General features: G+C 69.5%; 26 protein-coding genes. 18 read left to right on the top strand and 8 right to left on the bottom strand.

Features of this window, described 5'->3' with window-relative positions; translation table 11 throughout:
* Positions 1–440: 440 nt before the first annotated feature.
* The 12 genes from KRX52_RS10050 (at position 441) to KRX52_RS09995 (ending at position 13,212) form a co-directional block, all read left to right on the top strand.
* Entirely contained in the window at positions 441–1,445 is a 1,005-nt protein-coding gene (locus KRX52_RS10050) for an AraC family transcriptional regulator (RefSeq protein ID WP_217681612.1), read from the top strand.
* Positions 1,446–1,604: 159 nt separating this feature from the next.
* Positions 1,605–2,939, top strand: coding sequence for an aromatic ring-hydroxylating dioxygenase subunit alpha (locus KRX52_RS10045; RefSeq protein ID WP_217681611.1), 1,335 nt, complete (start codon positions 1,605–1,607; stop codon positions 2,937–2,939).
* 56 nt (positions 2,940–2,995) lie between these two features.
* On the top strand, positions 2,996–3,859 hold the full coding sequence (locus KRX52_RS10040; protein ID WP_217681610.1) for an alpha/beta fold hydrolase: 864 nt from the start codon (positions 2,996–2,998) through the stop codon (positions 3,857–3,859).
* Positions 3,856–5,259 (top strand): amidase, encoded by a 1,404-nt coding sequence (locus KRX52_RS10035; RefSeq protein ID WP_217681609.1) that lies wholly within the window; start codon positions 3,856–3,858, stop codon positions 5,257–5,259. The genes KRX52_RS10040 and KRX52_RS10035 overlap by 4 nt, the downstream gene beginning before the upstream one ends.
* A gap of 290 nt (positions 5,260–5,549) precedes the next feature.
* Positions 5,550–6,578, top strand: a complete 1,029-nt coding sequence (locus tag KRX52_RS10030; RefSeq protein ID WP_217681608.1) for a ring-hydroxylating dioxygenase ferredoxin reductase family protein — start codon at positions 5,550–5,552, stop codon at positions 6,576–6,578.
* Between the two features lie 11 nt (positions 6,579–6,589).
* Complete coding sequence (locus KRX52_RS10025) at positions 6,590–7,918, top strand: M20 family metallopeptidase (protein WP_217681607.1); 1,329 nt, start codon at positions 6,590–6,592, stop codon at positions 7,916–7,918.
* Positions 7,919–7,935: 17 nt separating this feature from the next.
* Positions 7,936–8,697, top strand: coding sequence for an aspartate/glutamate racemase family protein (locus KRX52_RS10020; protein ID WP_217681606.1), 762 nt, complete (start codon positions 7,936–7,938; stop codon positions 8,695–8,697).
* Positions 8,694–10,142 carry an indoleacetamide hydrolase gene (gene iaaH, locus KRX52_RS10015; RefSeq protein ID WP_217681605.1) on the top strand — a complete coding sequence of 483 codons (1,449 nt, stop codon included), beginning with the start codon at positions 8,694–8,696 and terminating at the stop codon, positions 10,140–10,142. Before KRX52_RS10020 ends, iaaH begins: the two co-directional genes overlap by 4 nt.
* Before the next feature lie 12 nt (positions 10,143–10,154).
* Positions 10,155–10,913, top strand: a complete 759-nt coding sequence (locus tag KRX52_RS10010; protein ID WP_217681604.1) for an SDR family NAD(P)-dependent oxidoreductase — start codon at positions 10,155–10,157, stop codon at positions 10,911–10,913.
* 51 nt (positions 10,914–10,964) lie between these two features.
* Positions 10,965–11,924 (top strand): VOC family protein, encoded by a 960-nt coding sequence (locus KRX52_RS10005; RefSeq protein ID WP_217681603.1) that lies wholly within the window; start codon positions 10,965–10,967, stop codon positions 11,922–11,924.
* Positions 11,921–12,778 (top strand): alpha/beta fold hydrolase, encoded by an 858-nt coding sequence (locus tag KRX52_RS10000; RefSeq protein ID WP_217681602.1) that lies wholly within the window; start codon positions 11,921–11,923, stop codon positions 12,776–12,778. The genes KRX52_RS10005 and KRX52_RS10000 overlap by 4 nt, the downstream gene beginning before the upstream one ends.
* Positions 12,775–13,212, top strand: a complete 438-nt coding sequence (locus tag KRX52_RS09995; RefSeq protein ID WP_217681601.1) for a lipocalin-like domain-containing protein — start codon at positions 12,775–12,777, stop codon at positions 13,210–13,212. The genes KRX52_RS10000 and KRX52_RS09995 overlap by 4 nt, the downstream gene beginning before the upstream one ends.
* 48 nt (positions 13,213–13,260) lie before the next feature.
* Here KRX52_RS09995 and grxD read toward each other — a convergent pair whose 3' ends face one another.
* The 8 genes from grxD to nifL all read right to left on the bottom strand — a co-directional run bounded on the left by grxD (position 13,261) and on the right by nifL (position 20,236).
* Complete coding sequence (gene grxD, locus KRX52_RS09990) at positions 13,261–13,590, bottom strand: Grx4 family monothiol glutaredoxin (protein WP_217681600.1); 330 nt, start codon at positions 13,588–13,590, stop codon at positions 13,261–13,263.
* A gap of 14 nt (positions 13,591–13,604) precedes the next feature.
* A complete protein-coding gene (locus KRX52_RS09985; protein WP_217681599.1) occupies positions 13,605–13,961 on the bottom strand; it encodes a rhodanese-like domain-containing protein in 357 nt (118 codons plus the stop codon).
* Positions 13,958–14,545, bottom strand: coding sequence for a nitrogen fixation protein NifQ (locus KRX52_RS09980; protein ID WP_217681598.1), 588 nt, complete (start codon positions 14,543–14,545; stop codon positions 13,958–13,960). Before KRX52_RS09980 ends, KRX52_RS09985 begins: the two co-directional genes overlap by 4 nt.
* Entirely contained in the window at positions 14,542–14,982 is a 441-nt protein-coding gene (locus tag KRX52_RS09975; RefSeq protein WP_217681597.1) for an ArsC/Spx/MgsR family protein, read from the bottom strand. Before KRX52_RS09975 ends, KRX52_RS09980 begins: the two co-directional genes overlap by 4 nt.
* A gap of 12 nt (positions 14,983–14,994) precedes the next feature.
* Positions 14,995–15,273, bottom strand: a complete 279-nt coding sequence (locus KRX52_RS09970; protein ID WP_217681596.1) for a 4Fe-4S binding protein — start codon at positions 15,271–15,273, stop codon at positions 14,995–14,997.
* Positions 15,274–15,308: 35 nt separating this feature from the next.
* Positions 15,309–16,820 carry a nitrogenase cofactor biosynthesis protein NifB gene (gene nifB / locus KRX52_RS09965; RefSeq protein WP_217681595.1) on the bottom strand — a complete coding sequence of 504 codons (1,512 nt, stop codon included), beginning with the start codon at positions 16,818–16,820 and terminating at the stop codon, positions 15,309–15,311.
* Positions 16,821–17,093: 273 nt separating this feature from the next.
* Positions 17,094–18,653 (bottom strand): nif-specific transcriptional activator NifA, encoded by a 1,560-nt coding sequence (gene nifA / locus KRX52_RS09960; protein ID WP_217681594.1) that lies wholly within the window; start codon positions 18,651–18,653, stop codon positions 17,094–17,096.
* Between the two features lie 17 nt (positions 18,654–18,670).
* Positions 18,671–20,236: a nitrogen fixation negative regulator NifL gene (nifL, locus tag KRX52_RS09955; RefSeq protein WP_217681593.1), complete on the bottom strand. Its 1,566-nt coding sequence runs from the start codon at positions 20,234–20,236 to the stop codon at positions 18,671–18,673.
* Between the two features lie 462 nt (positions 20,237–20,698).
* Between nifL and rsxA the strand changes: the two genes are divergently transcribed.
* Genes rsxA through KRX52_RS09925 form a run of 6 tightly spaced genes read left to right on the top strand, consistent with a single transcriptional unit; the run spans position 20,699 to position 25,820 of the window.
* Positions 20,699–21,271 carry an electron transport complex subunit RsxA gene (rsxA, locus tag KRX52_RS09950; RefSeq protein ID WP_217681592.1) on the top strand — a complete coding sequence of 191 codons (573 nt, stop codon included), beginning with the start codon at positions 20,699–20,701 and terminating at the stop codon, positions 21,269–21,271.
* A gap of 35 nt (positions 21,272–21,306) precedes the next feature.
* Complete coding sequence (locus tag KRX52_RS09945) at positions 21,307–21,831, top strand: RnfABCDGE type electron transport complex subunit B (RefSeq protein ID WP_217681591.1); 525 nt, start codon at positions 21,307–21,309, stop codon at positions 21,829–21,831.
* Positions 21,832–21,851: 20 nt separating this feature from the next.
* The gene (gene rsxC, locus KRX52_RS09940) at positions 21,852–23,333 is read left to right on the top strand and encodes an electron transport complex subunit RsxC (RefSeq protein ID WP_217681590.1); all 1,482 of its coding nucleotides are present in this window, start codon (positions 21,852–21,854) and stop codon (positions 23,331–23,333) included.
* On the top strand, positions 23,330–24,421 hold the full coding sequence (locus tag KRX52_RS09935) for an RnfABCDGE type electron transport complex subunit D (RefSeq protein WP_217681589.1): 1,092 nt from the start codon (positions 23,330–23,332) through the stop codon (positions 24,419–24,421). The genes rsxC and KRX52_RS09935 overlap by 4 nt, the downstream gene beginning before the upstream one ends.
* Before the next feature lie 2 nt (positions 24,422–24,423).
* Positions 24,424–25,104, top strand: a complete 681-nt coding sequence (rsxG, locus tag KRX52_RS09930) for an electron transport complex subunit RsxG (protein ID WP_217681588.1) — start codon at positions 24,424–24,426, stop codon at positions 25,102–25,104.
* Positions 25,101–25,820 (top strand): electron transport complex subunit E, encoded by a 720-nt coding sequence (locus KRX52_RS09925; protein ID WP_217681587.1) that lies wholly within the window; start codon positions 25,101–25,103, stop codon positions 25,818–25,820. The genes rsxG and KRX52_RS09925 overlap by 4 nt, the downstream gene beginning before the upstream one ends.
* Positions 25,821–25,822: the final 2 nt, after the last annotated feature.

The raw sequence follows: 25,822 nt of genomic DNA, 5'->3' as shown, positions 1-25,822 counted from the left end.
GGCTCGACCGCGCGGGGTAAGACGGGCATGTTTATGCAGGTTCATCCGGGGCTCCTGGAAGGCTGTGTTGGTCGCGCTTCCAGAATTCCGGGAACGCCCCGGATGAACAACCTACTGAGAGATCACATCTAGCTGTCGGCTGGCAGCCGCGTACTAGATACTCCCCAGCAAGGAATTGATTTGAATCAAGGAATGTCAGTCGTCTGGCATTCTTTTTGCTGTAAATGCGTAGGGTGTTCGATTCTGGCGGATGTGTTACGAGCCCGGTCCAGCAGTTTCGCTACCCCGCGCATGATGGGACGACAGACGTTGGCGAGCATTCGCACCGACATGAGTCACCCCTGAACCGCGTGCGTGCAAGTTCAGCGAGCGGAAAGGGGAAGTCAGTGATGAACAACGACCATGCGCCTTATAACAATAAAATAGAGGCTGAACGAAACATGCAAAGTCTGGCTTTTTCCGCCGCGACGCCCCCGGATGCCGTGCTGGCCAAGTTCGAGGTGTGCCACACCCAGGACATCGAGGAAGCCCGCCGTTGGGGCGAGCGCATCTTCTGCGAGAACCGCCTGCGCCACCAGGACCGTCAGGCTCCGGTCGACACGCGCATCTACTACCGCCGCCTCGGTGGCATCGGCGTGGGGCGCATGAGCTACGGCAGCGACATCACCATCGACCCCGGCGTGCTCGATACCTTCGCGCTGGTGATGATGCCGATCCGCGGCCAGGAAGTGATCGAGTTCGGCAGCCGGCAGATCTGCTCGACGCCCAGCCAGGCCTCGGTGCTCAACGCCCACCTGCCGTGCCGCATTCACCACCACAAGGACACCGAGAAGCTGATCATGCGCGTCGACCGCAGCCTGCTCGAGCGCATCTGCCAGCAGCACCTGGGGCGCACCCTGGCCAAGCCGGTGGAGTTCCGCCCGGACATGCCGCTGGACACCGCGCAGGGGCAGCGCTGGATGCGCATGGTCGGCTGGATCTACGACAACCTGTCCCACGACGAGGGCAGCCTGCCGCCGCTGCGCGCCGCGCAGTTCGAGCAGGCGATGGTCACCGCGCTGCTGACCTGCCAGCCCAACAACTACAGTGGCGAGTTGTGCGCCGACGAGGCGCAGTCGATCGCGCCGTCGTTCGTCAAGCGGGTCGAGCGCTACATCGAGGAGCATGCCCACGAGCCGATCTCCATCGTCGACATGGCCGACTACGTGGGGGTCAGCAGCCGCTCGCTGTTCGCCGGCTTCCGGCGTTTCCGCAACACCTCGCCGATGCTGTACCTCAAGGAAGTGCGCCTGCGCCGCGTGCACGAGGAGCTGCAGCAGAGCAGCGCCGGCAGCACCACGGTGACGGCGGTGGCCTTCCGCTGGGGCTTCAGCCACCTCGGCCATTTCACCACCGACTACAAGCGCCGCTTCGGCGAAAGCCCCTCGGAAACCCTCGCGCGCTGAGCGCACGGACCAGGACATGCGGATCGTTGCTTTTCTTGCACTGCCGGGATAACCCCCTCGGTCATTGGAGCGTCAGCCCGCTCCCCGCTTCTTAGGATGACTCTCAAGGGTGCCGCACAGGGCGGCACCCACTCCAAGTCAGCCTTCCGGGGGTTTCCAATGTCCGAGCAGCCCATCATCCGCCGTCGCCAAGTCAAGACCGGCATCAGCGATGCCCGCGCCAACAACGCCAAGACCCAGAGCCAGTACCAGCCGTACAAGGACGCCGCCTGGGGCTTCATCAACCACTGGTATCCGGCGCTGTTCACCCACGAGCTGGCCGAAGACCAGGTCGAAGGCATCCAGATCTGCGGCATCCCGATCGTCCTGCGTCGCGTCGACGGCAAGGTGTTCGCGCTCAAGGACCAGTGCCTGCACCGCGGCGTACGCCTGTCCGAGAAGCCGATGTGCTTCAACAAGAGCACCATCTCCTGCTGGTACCACGGTTTCACCTTCGATCTGGAAAGCGGCAAGCTGGCGACCATCGTCGCCAACCCGGACGACAAGCTGGTCGGCACCACCGGCATCACCACCTACCCGGTGCATGAAGTCAACGGCATGATCTTCGTGTTCGTCCGCGAGGACGACTTCCCCGACGAGGAGGTGCCGCCGCTGTCCTCCGACCTGCCGTTCCGTTTCCCGGAGAACAGCGACCGCTTCCCGCACCCGCTGTGGCCGGCCTCGCCGAGCGTGCTCGACGACAACGCCGTGGTGCTCGGCATGCACCGCACCGGCTTCGGCAACTGGCGGATCGCCTGCGAGAACGGCTTCGACAACGGGCACATCTTCGTCCACAAGGACAACAGCATCGTCCACGTCAACAACTGGGTGCTGCCGCTCGGCCTGCTGCCGGTCGGCGACGACGCCATCCAGCTGGTCGAGGACGACAACGGCCCGAAGGGCATGATGCAGATGATGTTCACCGAGAACTGGCAGCCGGTGCTGGAGAACGAGGAGCTCGGTCTCAAGGTCGACGGCGTCAATGGCCGCTACTACCGCACCTCGGTGGTGCTGCCGGGCGTGCTGATGGTGGAGAACTGGCCGCAGGACCACATTGTGCAGTACGAGTGGTACGTGCCGATCACCGACGATACCCACGAGTACTGGGAAATCCTCGTCCGCGTGTGCAACACCCCCGAGGAGCGCGCCAAGCACGAGTACCGTTACAAGACGGTGTACGAGCCGCTGTGCCTGCACGGCTTCAACGACTGCGACCTGTATGCCCGCGAGGCGATGCAGAACTTCTACGCCGACGGCACCGGCTGGGACGATGAGCAACTGGTGGCCACCGACATCTCGCCGATCACCTGGCGCAAGCTGTCCTCGCGCTGGAACCGCGGCATCGCCAAGCCCGGCCGCGGCGTGCAGGGCTCGGTCAAGGACCTCAGCCTGATCTTCAAGCAGACCGCCGACGGCCACCGTCCGGGCTACAAGGTCCGCAAGATCGAAGAGTAAGGACGCTTCGCTGCCCGGCGCGCTCGCCGGGCAGCGGGCAACCGGGAGCCTGTCGCATGCATAACGACGTCTTTTCTCGCAGCCATTTCGTCACCGTGGATGGCGTGCGCCTGCACTACCGTGTGGTCGAGGGTCCCGCCGACAGCCTGCCGGTGATCTTCACCCATGGCGGTGGTCCCGGCAGCAGCGCGTGGAGCAACTTCCGCCTCAGCGCGGCAGCCTTCGCCGCCCGCCACACCTGCTACTTTCTCGATTTCGCCCAGTTCGGCGGCTCCGACATGGTGCCGGTCGAAGGGCCGGCGCTCGCCTGGCACGCGCGCAAGCTGCTGGGCTTCCTGGATGCGCTGGGTATCCCGCGCGCCCATCTGGTCAACCAGTCGTTCGGCGGCTGCGTGGCGATCCGCTTCGCCGCCGAGCATCCCGAGCGGGTCGGCCGCCTGGCGCTGATCGGCTCGCAGCCGCTGGCGCGCGGTGTGCTGCAGCCGCTGCCGCTGTTCAGCAAGCACGCCGCGACCCTGATGAGCGACTACTACCTCGCCGGCGGCGGGCCGAGCCTGGCGAAGATGCGCGAGCTGATCTGCCGCTACGAGCTGCACGACGACGCCAAGCTCGACGAGGAGACCCTGCGCCTGCGCTACGAGGCCAGCGCCAACCCGGCGCTGCTCGAGCTGCTCAACACCCCCGGCGCCTTCGGCGAGTGGGAGGATCTCACCGCAGTGTTCGCCCAGGTGCAGGCGCCGACGCTGATTCTCTGGGGCCTGCACGACTGGTTCGGCGGCATCGACGTGCCGATGCTGATGCTCAACCGCTTCGCCGACGCGCGCCTGCACGTCATGGGCAACGCCGCTCACCACCTGCAGAGCGAGTGCCCGGACGAATTCAACGCCGTGGCGACGGCCTTCATCGGAGGCTACGCATGAACACCCCCAGCGATCTGCACTACCTGGAGATGCACGAACTGTCGCTGCTGATCCGCAGCCGCAAGCTGTCGCCGGTCGAGGTCGCCGAGGCCCAGCTGGCGCGCATCGAGCGCCTCGACGGCGCGCTGCACAGCTACGCCCACGTGGCGGCCGAGCTGGCCATGGCACAGGCGCACCAGGCCGAACAGGAGCTGGCGCGCGGCCAGTGCCGCAGCCCGCTGCACGGCATCCCGCTGGCGGTGAAGGACCTGTTCCATACCGCCGGCATCCCCACCGCGGCGGGCATGGCGATCCACCGCAATTTCATTCCGCAGCAGGACGCCACCGTGGTGACGCGCCTGCGCGAGGCGGGCAGCGTGCTGCTCGGCAAGCTGCAGATGACCGAGGGCGCCTTCGCCACCCATCACCCGGCGTTCACCGCGCCGGTCAATCCCTGGGGCGCCGAGCACTGGGCCGGCGCCTCGTCCAGCGGTTGCGGCGTGGCCACCGCCGCCGGGTTGTGCTACGCCGCGCTGGGCACCGACAGCGGCGGCTCGATTCGCTTTCCCTGCGCGGCCAACGGCCTGACCGGCCTCAAGCCGACCTGGGGCCGGGTCAGCCGCCACGGCACCTTCGAGCTGGCCGCCAGCCTCGACCATGTCGGGCCGCTCACCCGCAGCGCGCGCGACGCGCTGTTCCTGCTGTCGACCATCGCCGGCCACGATCCGCTGGACCCCACCTCGCTGCCCAGCGTGTGCCTGGAGATCCCCAGCGTCGAGGAGTCGTTCCGCGGCCTGCGCATCGGCATCGACGAGGCCTGGCTGAGCGACGGCGTCGACGAGGAGATCATCGAGGCCCTCGAAGAAGTGCTGGCGATGATCCGCGACGGCGGTGGCACCCTGCTGCGCGTGCGCATGCCGGATACCCGCGCGGTGAGCGCCAACTGGGAGAAGCACTGCGGCGTGCAGACCGCCGTGGCGCACGCCGCGACCTACCCGAGCCGCGCCAGCGAATACGGCCCGGCGCTGAGCCGGCTGATCGACGGCGGCCGCGCGCTGTCCGGCATGGACTATCAGCGCGTGCTGCTCGACGCGCAGCGCTTCCATGGCGAGCTGGAGTGCGTGCTCAATGAGGTCGACCTGCTGCTCGCTCCGGTGCAGCCGTATGCCGCGCCGACCCACGCACAGCTCGGCGCGCTGGCCCAGGACCCGGAGGCCAACCGCCGGCTGATCCAGTTCACCGCGCCGTTCAACGTCACTGGGCACCCGTGCCTGAGCCTGCCGATCGGCTTCACCGCGGCCGGTCTGCCGATCGGCGGCCAGTTCATCGCCGGCAAGGGCGGGGAGGGCGTGCTGTGCCGCGCCGGCATGGCGCTGCAGAAGGTCAGCGACTGGCACAAGATTCGTCCCGGCAGTTTCTGACAGGACTGCCCTTCAAGGCCCGTACCGCGGCGGTACGGGCCTTTTTTTGTCCGCGCTTCGTCCCCCCATGCCCCCTGGTTGCTGGCCGTCACGATATCCGACTGCGGCAGCAGGAATTTGCACTGGCGGGATAACCCGGTAACTCGCGGGAGCGCCCGCCCGGGAGTCGCTTCCTATGATCGGGGCAAGTCAGCAGTAACCGGGCGGGCCGTTCAGCCGCCCTCCAATCCTGGTGCCCAGCACGCCATCGCTGCTGGTCGCCGATGCCTGTAAGACGGAGGCACCCGATCATGAAAGACGCAATCCACCAGGTCACCGTGAATTTTGCCGACGGCGTCAGCCGCAGCTTCGCCGTACCCGCCGAGGCGAGCATCCTCGATGCCGCCATCGAGGCGGAGATTCCGCTGCTCTACCAGTGCCGCTCGGGCGGCTGCTCCAGCTGCATCGCCCAGCTCGCCGAAGGCGACGCGCGCACCCGGGCCGGCGCCAGCTCGTCGCTGCTGGCCAGCGAGTACGCCGCCGGCCAGCGTCTGCTGTGCCTGTGCCAGGCGCAGTCGGACTGCACCTTCGAGGTGCCCTACGGCAGCGAGGTCGGCTCCAGCGTGGCGAAGGAAGTGCACGCCTTCATCGACTCCATCGAGCGCATCGCCGTCAACGTGGTGCGCCTGACCCTGGAGCTGGCCGACGGCGACTGGCTGGAGTTCCGCCCCGGCCAGTTCGTGCAGATCGAGGTGCCCGGCTTCGGCGTGCTGCGCAGCTACTCGCCGTCCAGCACGCTGGCCGATCTGCCCCGGCTGCAGTTGCTGGTGCGCCTGCTGCCGGGCGGGGCGATGTCCAGCTACCTCGAGGAAAAGGCCCAGATCGAGGACGTGCTGACCCTGCGCGGCCCGTACGGGGCGTTCTTCCTGCGCGAGGAGCACAAGCGCGCGCCGCACATCTTCGTCGCCGGCGGCACCGGCCTCGCGCCGATCCTGTCGATGATCGACACCCTGCGCCAGAACGGCGGCAAGAAGCCGCCGATGCTGCTCAGCTTCGGCTGCGCCACCCCGGAGGTGCTGTTCGGCCTCGACGACATCGAGCTGCGCCAGCAGTGGCTGCCGAGCCTGGAGGCGCGCATCTGCGTCGACCGCGAGCCGACCGAGGGCCTGCACCACGGCAGCCCGGTCAGCGCCCTGCGCGAGGGCGACGTGGTCAGCCCGGACACCGTTGCCTACCTGTGCGGCCCGCAGCCGATGATCAATGCCGCCACCGCGCGACTGATCGAGCTGGGCGTCGCGCCGGAAAACATCTTCAGCGAACAGTTTGTGGCCAGCCACTGAGGAGCTTCCCCATGCAACCGACCGTTTCCGTGCCGTTCTCGGCCGAGCAGATGATGTGGTACGAGCAGGCCTGCGCGCGTATCGACCCCAAGCGCCTGCAGAACCTGCTGTTCGAGCTGACCAACATCCACAGCCCGACCGGCGCCGCCGGCGCGGCCAGCCAGTTCATGGCCCGCCACCTGGAGTCGGTCGGTCTGTCGGCGCGCTACCAGCCGATGAGCGCGACCAGCGGCAACGTGCTGGCCGAGCGCCGCGGCAGCGGCGGCGGCGCCAGCGTGCTGCTCTACGCGCCGATCGACACCCACCTGGAGGAGGGTGACGAGGCCCAGGAGATCCTCACCGGCAAGGCGCCCGAGGCCGACATGCAGATCACGGCGCGGATGATCGACGACTGGGTGTTCGGTCTCGGCGCCTCCAACCCCAAGGGCATGGTCGCCACCCTCACCGAGGTCGCCACCGCGCTGATCGAGGCCGAGGTGCCGCTGGTCGGCGACCTGCTGGTCGGCATGGCCGACGGCGGCATGCCGGTGGACATCGCCGGGCGCGACCACGCCGGCATGTCCAATGGCGTGTTCCACCTGCTCAACCGCGGCGGCTCGCCGGACTTCGCGGTGATCATGAAGCCGTGGAACTGGGTCTACCACGAGGAGCCGGGCATGGCCTGGTTCAAGCTGCGCGTGCACGGCACCCTCGGCTACGCCGGCGTGCCGCGCGACATCCCGGGCTTCCGCAGCTCGGTGGTGCCGGCGGCCACGGTGATCCAGGAGCTGGAGCGCTGGATCATCGACTACGCCGAGCGCAACACCTCCGGGCAGATCAAGCCGCACGGCTGGATCGCCGGGGTGCGCGGCGGCGATGTGCAGCGCCCGGCCTTCCCCTCGGCGGTCACCGAGATCTTCTTCGACGTGCGGGTCAATCCGCGCACCAGCCCGGCCGAGGTCAAGGCGCAGTTCGCCGCCTTCGTCCGCGAGCTGCAGGCGCAGCGTCCCGAGCTGGATCTGGACTGGGAAATGTACGGCTCGGTGGCCGGCGGCAGCACCGACCCGCAGAACTGGATCATCCAGTCCTGCCAGCGCGGCTGGGAGCACATCGAGCACCGTCCGCACGGCCAGGCCGACCTGCTCGGCGGGCAGACCGACGGCGCCGCGCTGCGCCGTCTGGGCATCCCCACCGCGCGCATCGGCTGGCCGTGGCCGGCGCAGGGCGCGCCGCTGCCGGTGGCCGAGGGCCTCGGCGGCATGGGCGCCACCTACGTCCCCGACCTGATCCCCTGCGCGAAAAAGATCATGTACGCGCTGATCGACACCCTGACCCGCCCCCGCCACGAGCTGGGCCTCTAGCCCCGGAGATACGCCGCATGAGCAAGCGCATCAAGATGATCTTCCCGGTGCCGATGAGCGAGGCGACCCGCCCGCTGGTCGAGTCGCAGCTGCCGGCGGAGCTGATCCGCCCGGACATCGAGGTCAGCTTCGTCGGCGCCGGCCAGGTGCTGACCCTGGCCGACAGCTACTACGACATGGCGATCATGGAACAGGCGGTGATCGCCGCCGGCATCCAGGCCGAGGCGGAGGGCTTCGACGCGGTGTGCATCAACACCGTCAGCGACTCGGGCTTGGCCGCCCTGCGTTCGCGGCTGAGCATACCGGTGCTGGCGCCGGGGCAGGGCGCCTTCCACCTGGCCAGCATGCTCGGCCACAAGTTCAGCATCCTGACCATGTGGCCGCGCTGGTTCCCGCTGTACCGCAAGACCCTCAAGGAGTACGGCCTGGAGTCGCGCCTGGCGTCGATCCGCGCGATCGACGTGCGCCCGGACACCGAGGCGCTGCTGCAGGGCAAGGAGGAGGTGGTGTTCGGCCGCCTGCTCGAGGAGGCGCAGCGCGCCATCGCCGAGGACGGTGCCGACGTGATCGTGCTCGGCTCGACCACCATGCACCAGTCGCACGCCTTCCTCGCCGAGCACCTGCCGGTGCCGGTACTCAACCCCGGGCAGGTCGCCTACAAGCTCTGCGAGCTGTTCCTCGATCTCGGCCTGGCGCACAGCAAGGTCGCCTATCCGAGCCCCGAGGCGTTCAAGGACGCCGCCTTCGATGCTTTCTCCGCTGCCGGGAGCCGCCCATGAAACTGCCCGTGTTCGCGCAGGCCGCCTGCGCCACCGACCTGACCATCGCCGAAGCGCTCGACGCCTTCCGTACGGGGCGCCTGAGCAGCCGCCAGCTGGTCGAGGCCTGCCTCGCGCGGGCCGAGGCCGGCCGCGAGCTGAACGCCTTCGTCACCCTCGACGCGCAGGGCGCGCTGGCCGCCGCCGATGCTGCCGACGCCGCGCGCCGTGCCGGTCTGCCGCTCAAGCCGCTGGCCGGCATCCCCATCGTGGTCAAGGACAACATCCACGCCGCCGGCCTGCCGGCCACCGCCGGCACCCCGGCGCTGGCCAACTTCGTGCCCGGCGAGGACGCGCCGAGCCTGCGGCCGCTGCGCGAGGCCGGCGCCATCGTGCTGGGCAAGACCAACATGCACGAGCTGGCCTTCGGCGCCACCGGCTACAACCCGGCGTTCAACACCGGCGAGCTGCTCGGCGTGCGCAACCCCTACGATTTCACCCGCATCGCCGGCGGCTCCTCCTCCGGCAGCGCGGCGGCGCTCGGCGCGCGCATGGCGCTGGCCGCACTGGGCACCGACACCGGCGGTTCGATGCGCATCCCCTGCGCGCTGAACGGCTGCGCCTCGCTGCGTCCCAGCCACGGCCGCTACTCGGGCCGCGGGGTGATCCCCATCGCGCCGAGCCGCGACACCGTCGGGCCGATGGCGCTGTGCATGGCCGACGTCGCCCTGCTCGACGGCCTGATCAGCGGCGAGGCCGCGCTGCCGCCGGTGACCCTGGCCGGCCTGCGCCTAGGCATCGCGCCGGGCTTCTGGCGCGACCTCGACGCCGAAACCCGCGCGGTCGCCGAGGCGGCGCTGGACCAGCTGCGCACCGCCGGGGTGACCCTGGTGGAGGTTGCCGAGGAACGCCTGCAGGCGCTCACCCAGCCGATCGGCACGCTGGTGGTGATCCACGAGGCCCGCCCGGCGATGGAGGCCTGGCTGCGCGAGCAGGGACCGGGCATCGGCATCGACGAACTGACCCGCGGCATCGCCAGTCCGGACGTGCAGGCGATCTACGCGCAGCTGGTGCTGCCGAGCCAGGTGCCCGGCGCCGACGGGCTGGTCGACTCCGCACCGCTGTACGCGGCGGCCATGGCCAGCGGCCGTCCGGCGCTGCAGGCGCACTACGCCGAGCTGTTCGAGCGCCATGCGCTGGACGCCTTCATCTTCCCGACCACCCCGGTGGTGGCGCCGGCGGCCGGCCCCGAGGTCAACGAGCCGGCCTGCTTCGAGCGGCTGATCAGCAACACCGAGCCGTCGGCCAGCGCCGGCCTGCCGGGTATCCAGCTGCCGGCCGGCCTCGGCGCCGCCAGCGGCCTGCCGGTCGGCCTAGAGCTGGACGGCCCGGCCGGCAGCGACCGCCGCCTGCTGGCCATCGGCATCGCCCTGGAAACGGTGCTGGGCCGCATCCCCCGTGCTTGAGAGGACTACTGCATGAATCTGGATTATCAACTGGATGGCCGCGTGGTCATCGTCACCGGCGGCGGCAGCGGCATGGGTCGCGACGCCAGCCTGGCGCTGGCGCGCGCCGGTGCCCGCGTGGTGATCGGCAACCGCAACGCCGCGGCCGGCCTGGCGGTGGTCGAGGAGATCATCGCGGCCGGCGGCCAGGCGGCGTTCCGCGCCACCGACGTGGCGAATGCCGCCGACTGCGAGGCGCTGGTCGCCCTGGCCATGCAGCGTTTCGGCCGCGTCGACGGCGCCTTCAACAACGCCGGCCTGCAGCGCGCCTTCAACGACGTGCACGAGACGCCGGTCGAGGACTTCTCCGAGGTCATCGACATCAACCTCAAGGGCGTCCTGTACATGATGAAGTACGAGATCGCCGCCATGCTGCAGAGCGGCGGCGGCGCCATCGTCAACAACGCCTCGATCTTCGGCCTCAAGGCCATGCCGCACACCGCCTACTACGTGGCCGCCAAGCACGGCATCGTCGGCGCCACCCGCGCCGCCGCGCTGGACTACGCGACCCGCGGCATCCGCATCAACGCGGTGTGCCCGGGGCCGATCAAGACGCCGAGCTTCGACCGCGTCACCGGCGGCGACGAGCACATGTACGACGACGGCGTGCCGATGCGCCGCATCGGCCGCCCCGAGGAGGTCAGCGCCGCCCTGCTGTGGCTGCTCTCCGAGCAGTCCTCCTACGTCACCGGCACCAGCATCTCGGTGGATGGCGGCATGTCCGCCGAATAGTCGCCGGCCGCCGCGCCCGGCGCGCGGCGGCCCTGCAGAGGAGAACAACGAATGATCAAGGCACTGAGCTACGCGGTGGTGCACACCCCGCACCTGGCGGAGTGGCTGAAGATGGCCGGCGAGCACATCGGCATGCAGGTCGAGATCGTGCAGCCGGGCGAGTGTGCGCGGCTGCGCGTGGACGAGAAGGTGCAGCGCTTCGTGCTGCAGGCCGTCGCCGGCGAGGCGTCGATGACCATGGGCTTCGAGGCCGTCGATGCGGCGGCCTTCGCCCAGGCGCGCCAGGCGCTACAGGACGCCGGCTACCAGACCCAGCCGGGCAGCCCGGAGGAGTGCGAGCTGCGCGCGGTCGACGACCTGTTCCATTTCAATGATCCGGACGGCTGCCGCGTCGAGGTCGCCTTGGGGCTGGCGGACGCCGCCACGCCCTTCGTCCCCGGCCGCCCGCTGGGCGGCTTTCGCACCGGCGAGCTGGGCCTCGGCCACGTCGCCTTCATCACGCCGAAGTTCGAGGAGATGTGCCACCTGTACAAGGAGGTGCTGCAGTTCCGCCTCAGCGACTACACCAGCGTGCCGTTCCGCGTCGAGTTCCTTCACGTCAACCCGCGCCACCACACCCTGGGCATCGCCTACACCGGCGGGCCGCGCAAGCTCTATCACCTGATGATCGAGTACAACGACTTCGACGACCTGGGCCGCGCCCACGACATCGCGCTGGAGAATCCCGAGTCCATCGGCGTCACCTTCGGCCGCCACATCAACGACCACATGACCTCGTTCTACCTGAAGAATCCGGACGGCTGGATGCTCGAGCTGGGCTGGGCGGGGCGCACCATCGGCCCCGACTGGCAGGTCGAGGAACTGTCCGGCATGAGCCTGTGGGGCCACGACCGCACCTGGCTGCCGGCCGACAAGCGCCAGCTGGCCCGGGAGATTCTCAAGGACCTGTCCAAGCGCGGCCTGCGCGCCCCCGTAGTAACCACCAGCCAAACCGCCAAGGTGAGCCAATGACGACCCTTACCCCCGCCGCCTCCCCGGAGGTGGCCAACAGCCTCCAGGTCGGCGACTGCACGATCAACTACCACGACCAGGGCCAGGGTGAAGCCATCCTGCTGATCCACGGCTCCGGCCCCGGCGTCACCGCCTGGGCCAACTGGCGCGGGGTGATCCCGGTGCTCGCCGAGAAGGCACGGGTGATCGCCCCCGACATGCTCGGCTTCGGCTACACCCGTTGCCCGATGGACCGCCCGCTCGATCCGGACGCCTGGGTGGCGCAGCTGGTCGGCCTGCTCGACGCCCTCGACATCCCCAAGGTGTCGGTGGTCGGCAACTCGTTCGGCGGTGCCATCGCCCTGGCCTTCGCCTTGCGCCATCCGCAGCGGGTCAGCCGCCTGGTGCTGATGGGCGCCGCCGGCCTGCCGTTCCCGCTCACCGCGGGGCTGGACAAGGTGTGGGGCTACCAGCCCTCGCTGGAGGCGATGCGCGAGCTGATGCAGGTGTTCGCCTACGACCACAGCATCATCACCGACGACCTGGTGCGCATGCGCTACGAGGCGAGCATCCGCGACGACGTGCAGACCCGCTTTGCCCAGCTGTTCCCGGCGCCGCGCCAGCGGGGCATCGAGATGCTCGCGGTGGACGAGCAGGCGCTGCGCCAGTTGCCGCAGCCGACCCTGATCATCCACGGCCGCGACGACCAGGTGATCCCGCTGGAGGCTTCCGAGCGGCTGCTGCGCCTGATCCCCCACGCCCAGTTGCACGTGTTCGGCGAGTGCGGCCACTGGGTACAAATCGAGCGCGCGGCCGCCTTCAGCCGCCTGCTCATCGATTTCCTGTGCGCCGGGCGCGAGGAGAGCAAGGTATGAACAAGGAAACCATTCGCGGACGCTGGAACATCCTGTCCTGGGAGCAGCTTTACGACGACGGCCGTGTCGTCCATCCCATGGGCAAGGAGCTGGAGGGCTTCATCGAGTACAGCCCCTATGGCATGTTCTGTGCGATCGCCAAGAAAAATCGCGAGCACTTCCACACCGGTGGCCAGTGGTCGGCCAGCGATGCCGAGAAGGCCGCCGCCTACGGCAGCTACCTGACCTACGCCGGGCCCTACGAAGTCGAGGGCAACGTAGTCCGCCATCACGTGCGCCACAGCCTGTTCCCCAACTGGGAAGGCGGCTCGCAGCAGCGCATCGCCGAACTGGAGGGCGGCGTGCTGTCGCTCACCGCCCGTCTCGAGGAAGGTACACCCGAGGCGCGCACCGCCCGGCTGGTGTGGACGCGCGCCTTGCCCGCGGTAGGCTGAGGCTACCCGGCACCCTTCGCGCGCGGGCGAAGGGTGCCGGCAACCTGCTCAGCCGGCGGCGGGCAGCGACTCCAGCAGTTGCTGCAGGCTGCCGTCGGCTTGCATGCCGAGGACGATGTCGCAGCCGCCGACCAGCTCGCCGTTGACGAACAGCTGCGGGTAGGTGGGCCACTGCGAGATCTTCGGCAGCTTCTCGCGGATGTGCGGGGCGGTCAGTACGTTGACGAAGGCGAACGGCTTGCCGGTCTTGTGCAGCGCGCCGACGGTGGCGCACGAGAAGCCGCACTCCGGCGCCTCCGGGGTGCCCTTCATGTAGAGGATCACCGGGTTGTCGGCGATCTGCTGGCGGATGCGCGTTTCGGTATCCAGGACCTGCATGGTGGCGATGCTCCTCAGATGGGTGCGGCGACGCGGTGGGCGGCGCGCTGTGGGGTGGCTGCCTGGCGGGGGCGGGCGCGCCAGGCCGCATAGCCGCCGGCGAGGCTGTAGCAGTGCTCGAAGCCGAAGTCGGCGAACAGTTCGGCCCGCGCCGGGCTGGCGCTGCCGTCGGCGCAGAGGATGACGATATGCACCTGCCGCGGGGTGTGCAGCAGCAGGCCGCGCAGGGTCTGCGCGGTGAGCGGAATGGCGCGCGGATCGTGGCCCTGGCAATAGGCGCGCGCCTCGCGCATGTCCAGCAGCATGACGTGGTTCTCCCCGGCCAGCAGCGCTTCGGCCTGCTCGACACTGATGCGTTTGCCGTCGCTCATAGCTCTTCTCCGAAACAGTCGTGGTGGGTGGGGCATTGCGCGCAGCTGGGCGCGCGGCAGACGTAGCCGCCGTCCTGCTCGCACAGCTGCTTGTAGAAGAACTTCTTCCAGCGCATGTCGTGCACGTTGCGCTGGGCCAGCTGCGGGAAGTTGTGCAGCAGCAGCTCGCGCAGCTCCAGCCGCGAGGCCAGGCCGAGGTCGCGCCACAGGTGGTTGCCGCCCAGGCAGGCGGCGGCGACGATCTGCGCCAGCCAGTCTGCGGCCGGGGTGGCGCCGCGCCGGCCGGCCAGCAGCAGGTCGCGCAGCTCCATCCATTCGTCGCGGCGCAGTTCGAGCAGCTCCTGGCGCAGGGCGTGGCCGTCGTCGAGCAGGCCGTCCGCCGGCGCGCCGGGCGCCCCGGCGAGGGCGGGGAAGTGCGCGGCCAGCAGCGCGGCGTAGTCCGCCTGGTCGAGGCCCAGGCGCAGCGGCAGGCAGCTGCGCCCGGCGCGCTGGGCGGCGAGGATCTGCGCCAGCCAGGCCGGGTTGGGATCGAGCGGCGCCGTGGCCGCGGCGCTGTCCGCCCGGCGCAGGGCCAGCGCGTTCATCGCGACGACCCCGGCGCCGCGCAGCGGCCGTGGCCGTGGTCGCCGTGCGCGCAGCCTTCGGGGCTGGCGGCGAGCTGCGCCAGGCGGTCCTCCGGCAGCAGGGCATTGAGCGCCAGCGGGTCGAAGCCGGCCATGCGCAGGTGGCCGCAACTGATCAGCGGCCGGCGGATCAGCAGCGGCTGGGCCAGCAGCAGCGCCAGCGCCTGCTCGGCATCCAGCGCCTGCGGGTCGATCGCGCCGGACTTGATCGCCGGCGCCGCGCGGTTGAACCACTCGGCCACCGGCCGCTCGGCGAAGAACGGCCGTAGCTGTTCGCGGGTCCAGGGCTCGCTTAGCAGGTCGCGCACCTGCAGCGCGAAGCCGGCGGCGCGCAGCTGCTGCTTCTGCCGGCGGTTGCTGGCGCAGCCGGGCTTTTCGTAGAACACCATGCTGGTCATGCCCGGCCTCCTTCAGCGCGCCTGGATTTCACGCATGGCCTCGGCCAGGCGTTCCGGGGGGATGCCGGTCAGCGAACCCGGCGGATTGGCCGGGCTGCCGTCGGCGAGCAGGATGGCGCCCTCGATCGGGCAGATGCTCGCGCACTGCTGCTCGGTGAAGTCGCCGGCGCACTCGGTGCACTTGTGCGCACTGATCTTGAAATGCGTGCTGCCCTGGGAGATCGCCTCGCTCGGGCAGACATCCACGCAGGCCCAGCAGTTGACACAGGATTCCACTATCTTCAGCGCCATCGCGCACCTCCTCGAATCGTACGGTCGTGCCGCTGTCAGGCGTTGGCCCGCAGCGGCGCCTCGTCCGGCGCCAGGCGGCCGGCCTGGAGCATTTCCTGGTAGACCGCCAGCACCGCTTCCTCGATGGGCTCCATGGCGTGCTCGCCGTTGGGCTGGATGCCGGCTTCCTCCAGCAGGCCCCACGGCTCGTAGCCGATCTTCGAGCAGAGCACCGCCTCGCAGCCCTTCAGCGCGCGGATGCTGCCGGCCAGTGCGCTTTCCTTCTCGCCGCAGCTGTCGTTGCCGACGCAGTACTGGTCGACCTTGCGGTGGCCGATGAAGCGCACGCCGCTGGCCGAGGCCTCGTAGACGAGGAACTCGGTGGCGTGGCCGTAGTGCTGGTTGACCAGCCCGCCGCCGCTGGTGGCCACCGCCATCAGCACCGGGCGCGGCGCCTTGCTCTGGGTGGCTTCGAGGCGCGGCACCGCCAGGCCGGCCAGGCGGGCCTTCTTCGCCGCCTTGTCGTCGAGTTCTTCCTTGATCGCCGCATGGATGGCGGCGCGCTTGACCATGGCCGCTGCGTAGTCGATGTCCATCGCCTCGATCTTGTCGAGGGTGAACTCGTCGCCGCGGTCCTCGCCGAGCAGGCCGACCGCGTCGGCGCGGCACTGGCGGCAGTGGCGCATCATGTTCATGTCGCCGGCGCAGGCGTCCTGCAGGTCCTGCAGCTCTTCGGGCTCCGGGCTGCGCTGGCCCATCACGCCGTAGAAGGTGCCGTGCTCGGCCTCGGCGATCAGCGGCATGACGTTGTGCAGGAAGGCGCCCTTGGCCTTGACGATCCGGCTGACTTCCTTGAGGTGCTCGTCGTTGACGCCGGGGATCAGCACCGAGTTGACCTTCACCAGGATGCCGCGCGCCACCAGCATCTCTAGGCCCTTCTGCTGGCGCTCGATGAGGATCTTGGCCGCCTTCTTGCCGCGGATGCGCTGGTTGTTCCAGTAGATCCACGGGTAGATCTTTGCGCCGACCTCCGGGTCCACGCAGTTGATGGTGATGGTCACGTGGTCGATGTTGTGCTTGGCCAGCTCGTCGACGCAGTCCGGCAGCGCCAGGCCGTTGGTCGACACGCACAGCTTGATGTCCGGCGCCTGCTCGCTGAGCATGCGGAAGGTCTCGAAGGTGCGCTCGGGATTGGCCAGCGGGTCGCCGGGGCCGGCGATGCCCAGCACGGTCATCTGCGGAATGGTCGCCGCCACCGCCTTGACCTTCTTCACCGCCTGCAGCGGATCGAGCACTTCGGACACCACGCCGGGCCGCGACTCGTTGGCGCAGTCGTACTTGCGGTTGCAGTAGTGGCACTGGATGTTGCAGGCCGGCGCCACCGCCACGTGCATGCGCGCGAAGTAGTGGTGGGCTTCTTCCGAGTAGCACGGGTGGTTGTGCACCTTGGCGCGGATGTGCTCCGGCAGGTGGGCCAGCTGGTCGTCGCTGCTGCCGCAGGAGCCGGAGGAGCAACCGCCCGCACCGTGCTGCTCCGCATCGCTCTGCCCAAGTACGCTCAGTTCCATGGTCGGTCTCCGGAGGAAAGAGAGAGTCAGCATTGGCTGAGCAAGTGCCGTGCCGTTCATTTATGTCATTGTTTTTGAAGAACTATTTGTCGGGCTGCGGGCCTTTTTGTCAGGCTGCCGACAGGGGCGCGGGCGGGGCTTTGTCGGATAGACGACAAGGGGGCGTCGATATCGGGGCAAGGGCGCGGAGCGCCCGCAGCCGGGCTCCCACGCGGAGCATGGCAACCATCGACCGGGGGAACGCCGCCCGGCACGCTCCGGCGCACCGTTGTTTCAGATCTTGCGCATGTGGATGTTGAGGGTCTGGATGCGGTAGGCGATCTGCCGCGGGGTCATGCCCAGCAGGCGCGCGGCCTTGGCCTGCACCCAGCCGGCCTGCTCGAGGGCGGCGACCACCCGCTCGCGGTCGTCCAGCTCGCCGTCGGCGAGGTCGATCTCCGGCAGCGGGGCGAGCGGCAGGCTGTCGTGGTCGAGGCCGCTCAGCGACACCGCGTCGCGGCCGATGCTGCCGTCCTCGCTCATGATCGCCGAGCGCTCCAGGCAGTTCTCCAGCTCGCGCACGTTGCCCGGCCAGCGGTGGCTCATCAGCAGGCGGATGGCGCTGTCGGTGATGCTCAGCTTGCGGCCCTGCTGGCGGCCGATCTTGGCGAGGAGGAATTCCGCCAGCTCGGGGATGTCGGCGCTGCGCTCGCGCAGCGCCGGGATGCGGATGGCCATGACGTTGAGGCGGTAGTAGAGGTCTTCGCGGAACTTGCCCTTGTCCACCTCGCTTTCCAGGTCGCGGTTGGTGGCGGCGACGATGCGCACGTTGACGCGCACCGTCTGGTTGCCGCCGACCCGCTCGAACTCGCCCTCCTGCAGCACGCGCAGCAGCTTGGCCTGGAACATCGGCGAGATCTCGCCGATCTCGTCGAGGAACAGGGTGCCGCCGTCGGCCTGCTCGAAGCGCCCCTTGCGCTGCTTGACCGCGCCGGTGAAGGCGCCCTTCTCGTGGCCGAACAGCTCCGATTCCAGCAGGGTTTCCGGCAGCGCCGCGCAGTTCAGGCGCACGAACGGCTGGTGTGCGCGCGGCGAGTTGTAGTGGATGGCGCTGGCGATCAGCTCCTTGCCGGTGCCGGACTCGCCGAGTACCAGCACCGTGCTGTCCCACTTGCCGACCCGGCGCACCTGGTCGAACACCCGGCGCATCGACGGCGTGTGGCCGACCACCATGTTCTCGAAGCTGTATTTGCCGCGCACCTCGCGGCGCAGTTCGTCGCGCTCGTCGGCCACCTCGCGGCTGTCCTCGAGGTTGACCACCAGGCGCACGGTCTGCGCCAGCAGGTTGGCGACGATCTCCATGAAGCGCGCGCGCTCGGGCAGCAGCTCGTCGCGCCGCTGCGGCTGGGCGACCAGCACGCCGATGGTGTTGCCCTCGTGGCTCTTGATCGGCACGCCGATGAACGGCAGCTCGAGGTCGTACAGCGCCAGGCGGTCGAGAAAGCGTGGTTCGCCGGCGATGCGGCCGAGCACCACGCTGTTGCCGTGCTTGAAGATGTTGCCGATCACCCCCTCGCCGATGCGGTAGCGCACGCTCTCGCAGGCGCGCACCACGGCTTGCGAGTCGGTGTGCACGGCGCCGATCTGCAGGGCGTCGTGCTGCGGGTCGCCGATCGACACCAGGCCGTGCTCCAGGCCGAGGTCGTTGTGCAGCACGGCGAGGATCTGGGCGAGGATCTCCTCGATCTGCTGCACCCGGCTGAGGGTGCGCGAGATGCGCGCCAGAGCCTGCAGCTGGTGGTCGTACAGCTCGGTCCGCGATGGCGGGGCGGTCTTGGCAAGCGTCACATTCATCGGTAGGGCCTCCCGGATCAGTTGCCGGCGGCGGAGAAGGGCAGCTCGACCACCACCCTGCAGCCGTCGTGGTAGTCGCTGTCGATATGCACGGTGCCGGCGTGCTCGCTGACGATCTCCTGGACCATGGCCAGGCCCATGCCGTGGCCGGCCTGGTGCGGCGGCTTGGTGCTGAAGAACGGCTCGAACACCTTGAGCGCCAGGCCGGGCTCGATCCCTGGCCCGCTGTCGCTGATTTCCAGGCGCACCACCTGCTGGTGCTCCACTCGGGTGCTGACGAACAGTTCGCGGCGGCTGATCTGGTTGTGGCTCATGGCGTCGATGGCGTTGTCGACCAGCTGCTTGATCATGCTGCGCAGGCGGCTTTCCACGCCCATCACCCAGGGCAGGCGCAGCGCCGGCTGCCAGTCGACGACGATGCCCTGCGCCAGCAGGCGGTCGGTGCACAGGCTGATCACTTCGCGGATCAGCTGGTTGACGTTGACCGGCAGCTTGGCCTCGGTCGGGCGCAGCGGCATCGCCCCGCTGAGACTGTCCAGCGCCTCCATGCCGGCGGCGCTGGCCTCGCGCATGGCGGCCAGCACCGGGTCGCTGCCGGCCTGCTCGCCGAGGCGCCGTTCGAGCATGCGCAGCGCCGCGCTGATCAGGTTGACCGGCCCCTGCAGGCGGTGGATGGCGCCGCTGAAGGTCTCGCGCATGCCGGCCAGCAGCTCTTCCTCGGCGAGCAGCGCCTTCAATGCATTGAGCTGCGAGTCCTGCTGCTTCTGGCGCAGCTCGGAGATGTCGTTGAGGGTCAGCAGCAGGTAGCGCTCCTCGCCGGGGGCGAAGAACACCTGGGCGCGCTCGTCCTCGATGTGGATGGCCAGGCCGTGGCAGGACAGCCAGCGCGGCGCGTGCCCGCCGAGGTCGAAGGAGATCTCCTTGCCGGCGAAGGCGCGGCCCTGGCTTTCCAGGGCGGCGAAGGGGCTGGCGAGGTTGTCGCGCAGCAGCGCCACCAGGCTCTCGCTGCTGCCGTCGACGGTCAGCTCGCGGGCCAGGCGGCAGAAGCTCGGGTTGGACAGCGCCACCTGCCGCTGGTGGTCGAGCACCACCATCGCCGCCGGGGCCGCATTGACCATCGCCTCGATCATCAGGCGCTGGTTGCTGACGCGCTGCTCCAGCTCGTGCAGGTCGCTGCTGTCGCGGTGCATGCCCAGGTAGTAGAGCGTCTCGCCGTGCTCGTCGAACACCGGTGCCACGGTCAGCTCGGCCAGGTACAGGCTGCCGTCCTTGCGCCGGTTGACCAGCACGCCGGACCACGGCTTCTTCTGCGCCAGGCGGCTCCACAGCGCCTGATAGACCAGCCGCGGCGTGGTGCCGTTGGACAGCAGCGCCTCGTTCTTGCCGATCACCTCCTCGCGGCTGTAGCCGGTGATGCTGCTGAACGCCCGGTTGGCGTAGAGGATGTTGGCCTTGAGGTCGGTGATCGAGATGGCGATGGGCGCGTGCTCCGCCGTCTGCCGGAATACCTCGGGGAGCAGCTCGGCGCAGGCGGCGGGGATCGCGGGCGCTGCGGTGCTGCAGGTCGGTTGGGCCTGGGTCATGCGCTTTGTCCTCATCACTCGGCGTCGGGCCGGATCTGCGCGGGGCGCCGGCGGACGCGAAACACACCAGCTGCAAGGGCGTGGCCGGTAAAGGCCGTACGGGTCATGAGGGTTTTGCAAACACTGTGCCGCTGCGCAACGCCGCGGCGCGGCGCGCGCTGGCGGGCAAAAGCCGCCGGGCAGAGCGGTTTCGGCGCGTTTGCCGCGGTTTTTCTGTCCGAAAGCCCACGGTGGACGGGCAATGGCCGCCGTTGCCTGTCGCAAAGCCGACAAAAGCCCGCCGCGCGCGCCGGCTCGCCGCGGCCCGGCGTGCCGTTCCGTTGATCTGGATCAGCCTTTTCCGGGGCTGGGCGGCTGCCAAAGCACTGCACCGGGCCATGGCACGCTTGCTGCAGAAACACCCGGCAACAGGTGAGTGCCCGACAAGGGTGCACAGCCGAGTCAACCGAGCGGGGTGGGGCAATGGACTATCTGCTGTTTCTGATCGGCACCGTGCTGGTCAACAACGTGGTGCTGGTGCGCTTCCTCGGCCTGTGTCCGTTCATGGGCGTGTCCAGCAAGCTCGACCCGTCGATCGGCATGGGCGTGGCCACCACCTTGGTGATGACCCTCGGCGGCATCAGCAGCTGGCTGCTCGAGCACTACCTGCTGCAGCCGCTGGGCATCGGCTTCCTGCGCATCCTCGCCTACATCGTGGTGATCGCGGCGATGGTGCAGCTGATCGAGATGATCATCCGCAAGGTCAGCCCCGCGCTGTACCGCGCGCTGGGCATCTACCTGCCGCTGATCACCACCAACTGCGCGGTGCTCGGCGTGCCGCTGATCAGCGTGCGCGAGGGGCACAGCCTGGTGCAGGCCGGCCTGTTCGGCTTCGGTTCGGCGCTGGGCTTCAGCCTGATCATGGTCATCTTCGCCGGCCTGCGCGAACGCCTGCAGCTGGCCAGCGTGCCGGCGGCCTTTTCCGGCCCACCGATCGCCTTCGTCACTGCCGGCCTGCTGGCGCTGGCGTTCATGGGCTTCGGCGGTTTGATCTGAATGGATGACCGGCAGGCGCCGGCGAGGAGAGCGACATGCTGATGGCAACCCTGGCCCTGGCCACCATGGGCCTGCTGCTGGGCGGCGGACTGGGCGTGGCGGCGCGCAGGTTCGCGGTCACCGACGACAACCCGCTGCTCAAGGAGATCGAGGCGCTGATGCCCGGCAGCCAGTGCGGCCAGTGCGGCTTCCCCGGTTGCGCCGGCGCGGCCTCGGCGCTGGTCGAGGGGCAGGCGGCGGTGACCTGCTGCCCGCCCGGCGGCGTGGCGCTGGCCGAGAAGCTCGCCGCGCTGCTCGGCGTCACCCTCGACGCCGGGCAGATGAGCGCGCCGCAGCTGGCGCGCATCGACGCCGCGCAGTGCACCGGCTGCACCCGCTGCTACCGCGCCTGCCCGACCGACGCCATCGTCGGTGCCAACGGGCAGATCCATGTGGTGATGCAGGGTGCCTGCACCGGTTGCGCCCGGTGCCAGGACGCCTGTCCGGAAGACTGTGTCGCCCTCGCTCCGCTGGAGCCGACCCTGGATACCTGGCGCTGGGGCAAGCCCCAGGCCGCCTGAATTCCCCACGGAGCCTTCGCATGTTCAATCTCGCCCGCATCCGCGGCGGCGTCCACCCGGCCGCCCACAAGGACCGCTCTTCGGCGCTGAGCATCGGCAGCGTGCCGCTGCCGCCGCGCCTGTACCTGCCGCTGCGCCAGCACGCCGGCGCCGAGGCCCTGCCGCTGGTCAAGGTCGGCGAGCGGGTGCTCAAGGGCCAGCTGATCGCCAGCTCGCCCTCGGAAATGTCGGCGCCGATCCATGCGCCCAGCTCGGGGACCATCATCGCGATCGGCCCGATCCTCGCCCCGCACCCGTCCGGGCTGACGGTCAACGGCATCGTCCTCGACACCGACGGCGAGGAGCGCTGGATCGAGCTGGAGGTGCCGGCCAATCCCTTCGACGAGAGCCCGCTGCTGCTCGCCGAGCGGGTGGCCCAGGCCGGCATTGTCGGCATGGGCGGGGCGATCTTCCCGGCGGCGGTCAAGCTCAAGCAGGGCACCCGCCACGAGATCAAGACCGTGCTGGTCAACGGCAGCGAATGCGAGCCCTACCTGACCTGCGACGACCGCATCATGCGCGAGCGCGCCGAGGCCATCGTCGACGGCGCGCGGCTGATCCAGCACATCCTGCGCGCCTACCGGGTAGTGATCGGCATCGAGGACAACAAGCCGGCGGCGCTGGCGGCGATGCGCGCGGCCAGCGAACCCTACGGCGCCATCGAGGTCGAGGCGGTGCCGGCGCTGTATCCGATGGGTTCGGCCAAGCAGCTGATCCAGGCGGTCACCGGCCGCGAGGTGCCGGCCGAGGCGCGCAGCACCTCGGTCGGCGCCCTGGTGCACAACGTCGGCACCGTCTACGCCATCCAGCAGGCGCTGCGCCATGGCCGCCCGCTGATCTCGCGGGTGGTCACTGTGGCCGGCGGCTGCGTGAGCAATCCGCGCAACCTCGAGGTGCTGATCGGTACCCCTGCGCAGGCGCTGTTCGATGCCTGCGGCGGCTTCAGCCACGAGCCCGCCGGCGTGCTGCTCGGCGGGCCGATGATGGGGGTCAACCTGCCGTCGCTGCAGGCGCCGGTGATCAAGGGCGCCACCGGCCTGCTGGCGCTGGCGCCGCACGAGCTGCGCGACGACGAGGCATCGCCGTGCATCCGCTGCGCCAGCTGCGTGGACGCCTGCCCGATGGGCCTGCTGCCGCTGGAGATGGCCGCCCGCGCGCGGGTCGACGACCTCGACGGCGCCAGCGACTACGGCCTGCGCGACTGCATCCTCTGCGGCTGCTGCTCCTACGTGTGCCCGTCGCACATCCCGCTGGTGCAGTACTTCCAGTACGCCATGGGTCGCCAGGACGAGCGCCGCAACGCCGAGCGCAAGACCGACCACATCAAGCGCCTGACCGAGGCGCGCGCCGCCCGCCTGGCCGAGGAAGAGGCCGCCAAGGCCGCGGCCAAGGCAGCCAAGGCGGCGGCCAAGGCCAAGCCGGCCACAGCCGCGGCCGCACCGAGCAACGAGGTGGAATCATGAGCACCCTGAATGTCGCATCCGGGCCCTTCGCCCACGACCGCTCCGCGGTCGACCGCATCATGCTGCAGGTGTGCCTGGCGCTGCTGCCGGCCACCCTGTTCGGTCTCTGGCTGTTCGGCTGGCCGGCGATCAACCTGTGGCTGCTGACCTGCGCCAGCGCGCTGGCCACCGAGGCGCTGTGCCTGCACTGGCTCGGCCAGCCGCGCAAGCGCCTGCAGGACGGTTCGGCGCTGCTCACCGGCTGGCTGCTGGCGCTGTCGCTACCGCCGTGGGCGCCCTGGTGGATCGCCGTCGGCGGCAGCGCCTTCGCCATCGGCATCGGCAAGCAGCTGTACGGCGGCATCGGCCAGAACATCTTCAACCCGGCGATGCTCGCACGCGTCGCCCTGCTGATCGCCTTCCCGCTGCAGATGACCAGCTGGGCGCTGCCGGCGCCGCTGGGCTCGGCCGCCGCGCCGGGCTTCGTCGAGGGCCTGGCCATCACCTTCGGCGGGGCGATACCCGACGGCACCAGCGGCGCCACCGCGCTGGGCGGGCTGAAGACCGAGCTGACCCTGGGCCGCACGGCCGCGGAGATCCTCGCCGGCAACTTCCAGCTGCTGCCGGCGCTGCTCGGCAGCACCGCCGGCAGCCTCGGCGAGACCTCCGAGCTGCTCCTGCTGCTCGGCGGCCTGTGGCTGTTGCTGCGGCGCATCATCCACTGGGAAATCCCGGTGAGCCTGCTGCTCAGCGTGGTGGTGCTCGGCGCCATCGCCGAGCAGATCAACCCGCAGCGCTATCCCGGTGGCCTCTACCACCTGGCCAGCGGCGGTCTGCTGCTCGGCGCGCTGTTCATCGCCACCGACCCGGTGACCTCGCCGGTCAGCCGCGCCGGTCGGCTGGTCTTCGGCCTTGGCTGCGGCGTGCTGGTCTACGTGATCCGCACCTGGGGCAGCTTCCCCGAGGCGGTGGCCTTCGCCGTGCTGTTCATGAACGCCCTCAGCCCGCTGATCGACCGCTACTGGCGCCCGCGCGCCTACGGCCGCAGCTCGAGCGGCAAGCCGCTGGCCATCGGCCGGCAAACCAGCCAGGTCAAGCAGGAGGGCTAACCATGAGCGATACCAGTCTGACTCCCCCGCACGCGGCTGCGCCGCCGTCCGCCTCCCGGCTCGAGCGCTGGCGCCCGCGGGTCGAATACCAGGGCCTGTCGCTGGCCGCGGTCTGTGCCCTGGTCGCCCTGTCGCTGCTGGTCGGCGACCGGCTGACCCACCGGCAGATCGCCGCCCAGCAGGTCGAGGACCGCCTGGTGGTGCTGCGCCAGGTGCTGCCGGCCGCGCTGTACGACAACAACCCGCTGCAGGAGGCCTTCAAGGTCGAGGACCGCGAGCTGGGCGAGGTCGAGGTCTACCCGGCGCGCAAGGGCGACCTGCTCACCGCGGTGGCCTTCCAGGTCAGCAACATCGGCTACGGCGGGCCGATCCGGCAGCTGATCGCCCTGGATGCCGAGGGCCGCATCCTCGGCGTGCGTGTGCTCGGCCACAAGGAAACTCCCGGTCTGGCCGACAAGATCGAGGCTTCGCGCAGCGACTGGATCAAGGCCTTCGACGGCCTGTCGCTGGCCAGCACGCCGCTGGCGCAGTGGAAGGTCAAGAAGGACGGCGGCCAGTTCGACCAGTTCGCCGGCGCTACCATCACCCCCCGCGCGGTGGTCAAGAGCGTGCTGCAGGCCCTGCAGTTCCAGGCGCGCCAGGCCGGGTTGCTGGGCGCGCCACAAACGGAGGCACAACCATGAGCAGCCATTGCGGATCTTCGAGCGTCAGCGCGCCGCCCAGCAAAGGCGTCTGGAGCTATTTCACCTCGGCGCTGTGGGACTACAACGTCGCTCTGGTGCAGATGCTCGCGCTGTGCCCGGCGCTGGCGGTCACCACCACCGCCACCAACGGCCTGGGCATGGGCCTGGCCACCACCCTGGTGCTGGTGCTGACCAACGCGATCATCTCCGCGCTGCGCCACACCATCGCGCCCGAGGTGCGCAACCCGGTGATGATCGGCCTGATCGCCGGCGTGGTGACCCTGATCGACATGGCAATGAACGCCTGGATGCACGAGCTGTACAAGGTACTCGGCCTGTTCATCGCCCTGATCGTCACCAACTGCGCGGTGCTCGGCCGCGCCGAGTCGTTCAGCCTGAAGAACCCGGTGATCCCCGCGATGCTCGACGGCGCCGGCATGGGCATCGGCTTCACCTGGGTGCTGGTGCTGATCGGCGGCATCCGCGAGATCCTCGGCAGCGGCACCCTGTTCGCCCAGGCCTCGTCGCTGCTCGGCCCGCACTTCCAGTGGCTGGAGATCACCGTGCTGCCCGGCTTCCAGGGCATCCTGCTGGCGATCCTGCCGCCGGGGGCGTTCATCGTCCTGGGCTTCCTGCTCGCCGGCAAGCGCGTGCTCGACCGCAAGCGCGCCGAGCGGCGGATCCACAGCCACGGCGAACTGATCGTTCTGCAATGACC

It is taken from the genome of Geopseudomonas aromaticivorans, assembly GCF_019097855.1.
Taxonomy (GTDB): domain Bacteria; phylum Pseudomonadota; class Gammaproteobacteria; order Pseudomonadales; family Pseudomonadaceae; genus Geopseudomonas; species Geopseudomonas aromaticivorans.
Note: the sequence above shows the minus strand (reverse complement) of the source record. Positions and strands in the feature narration are given on the sequence as shown.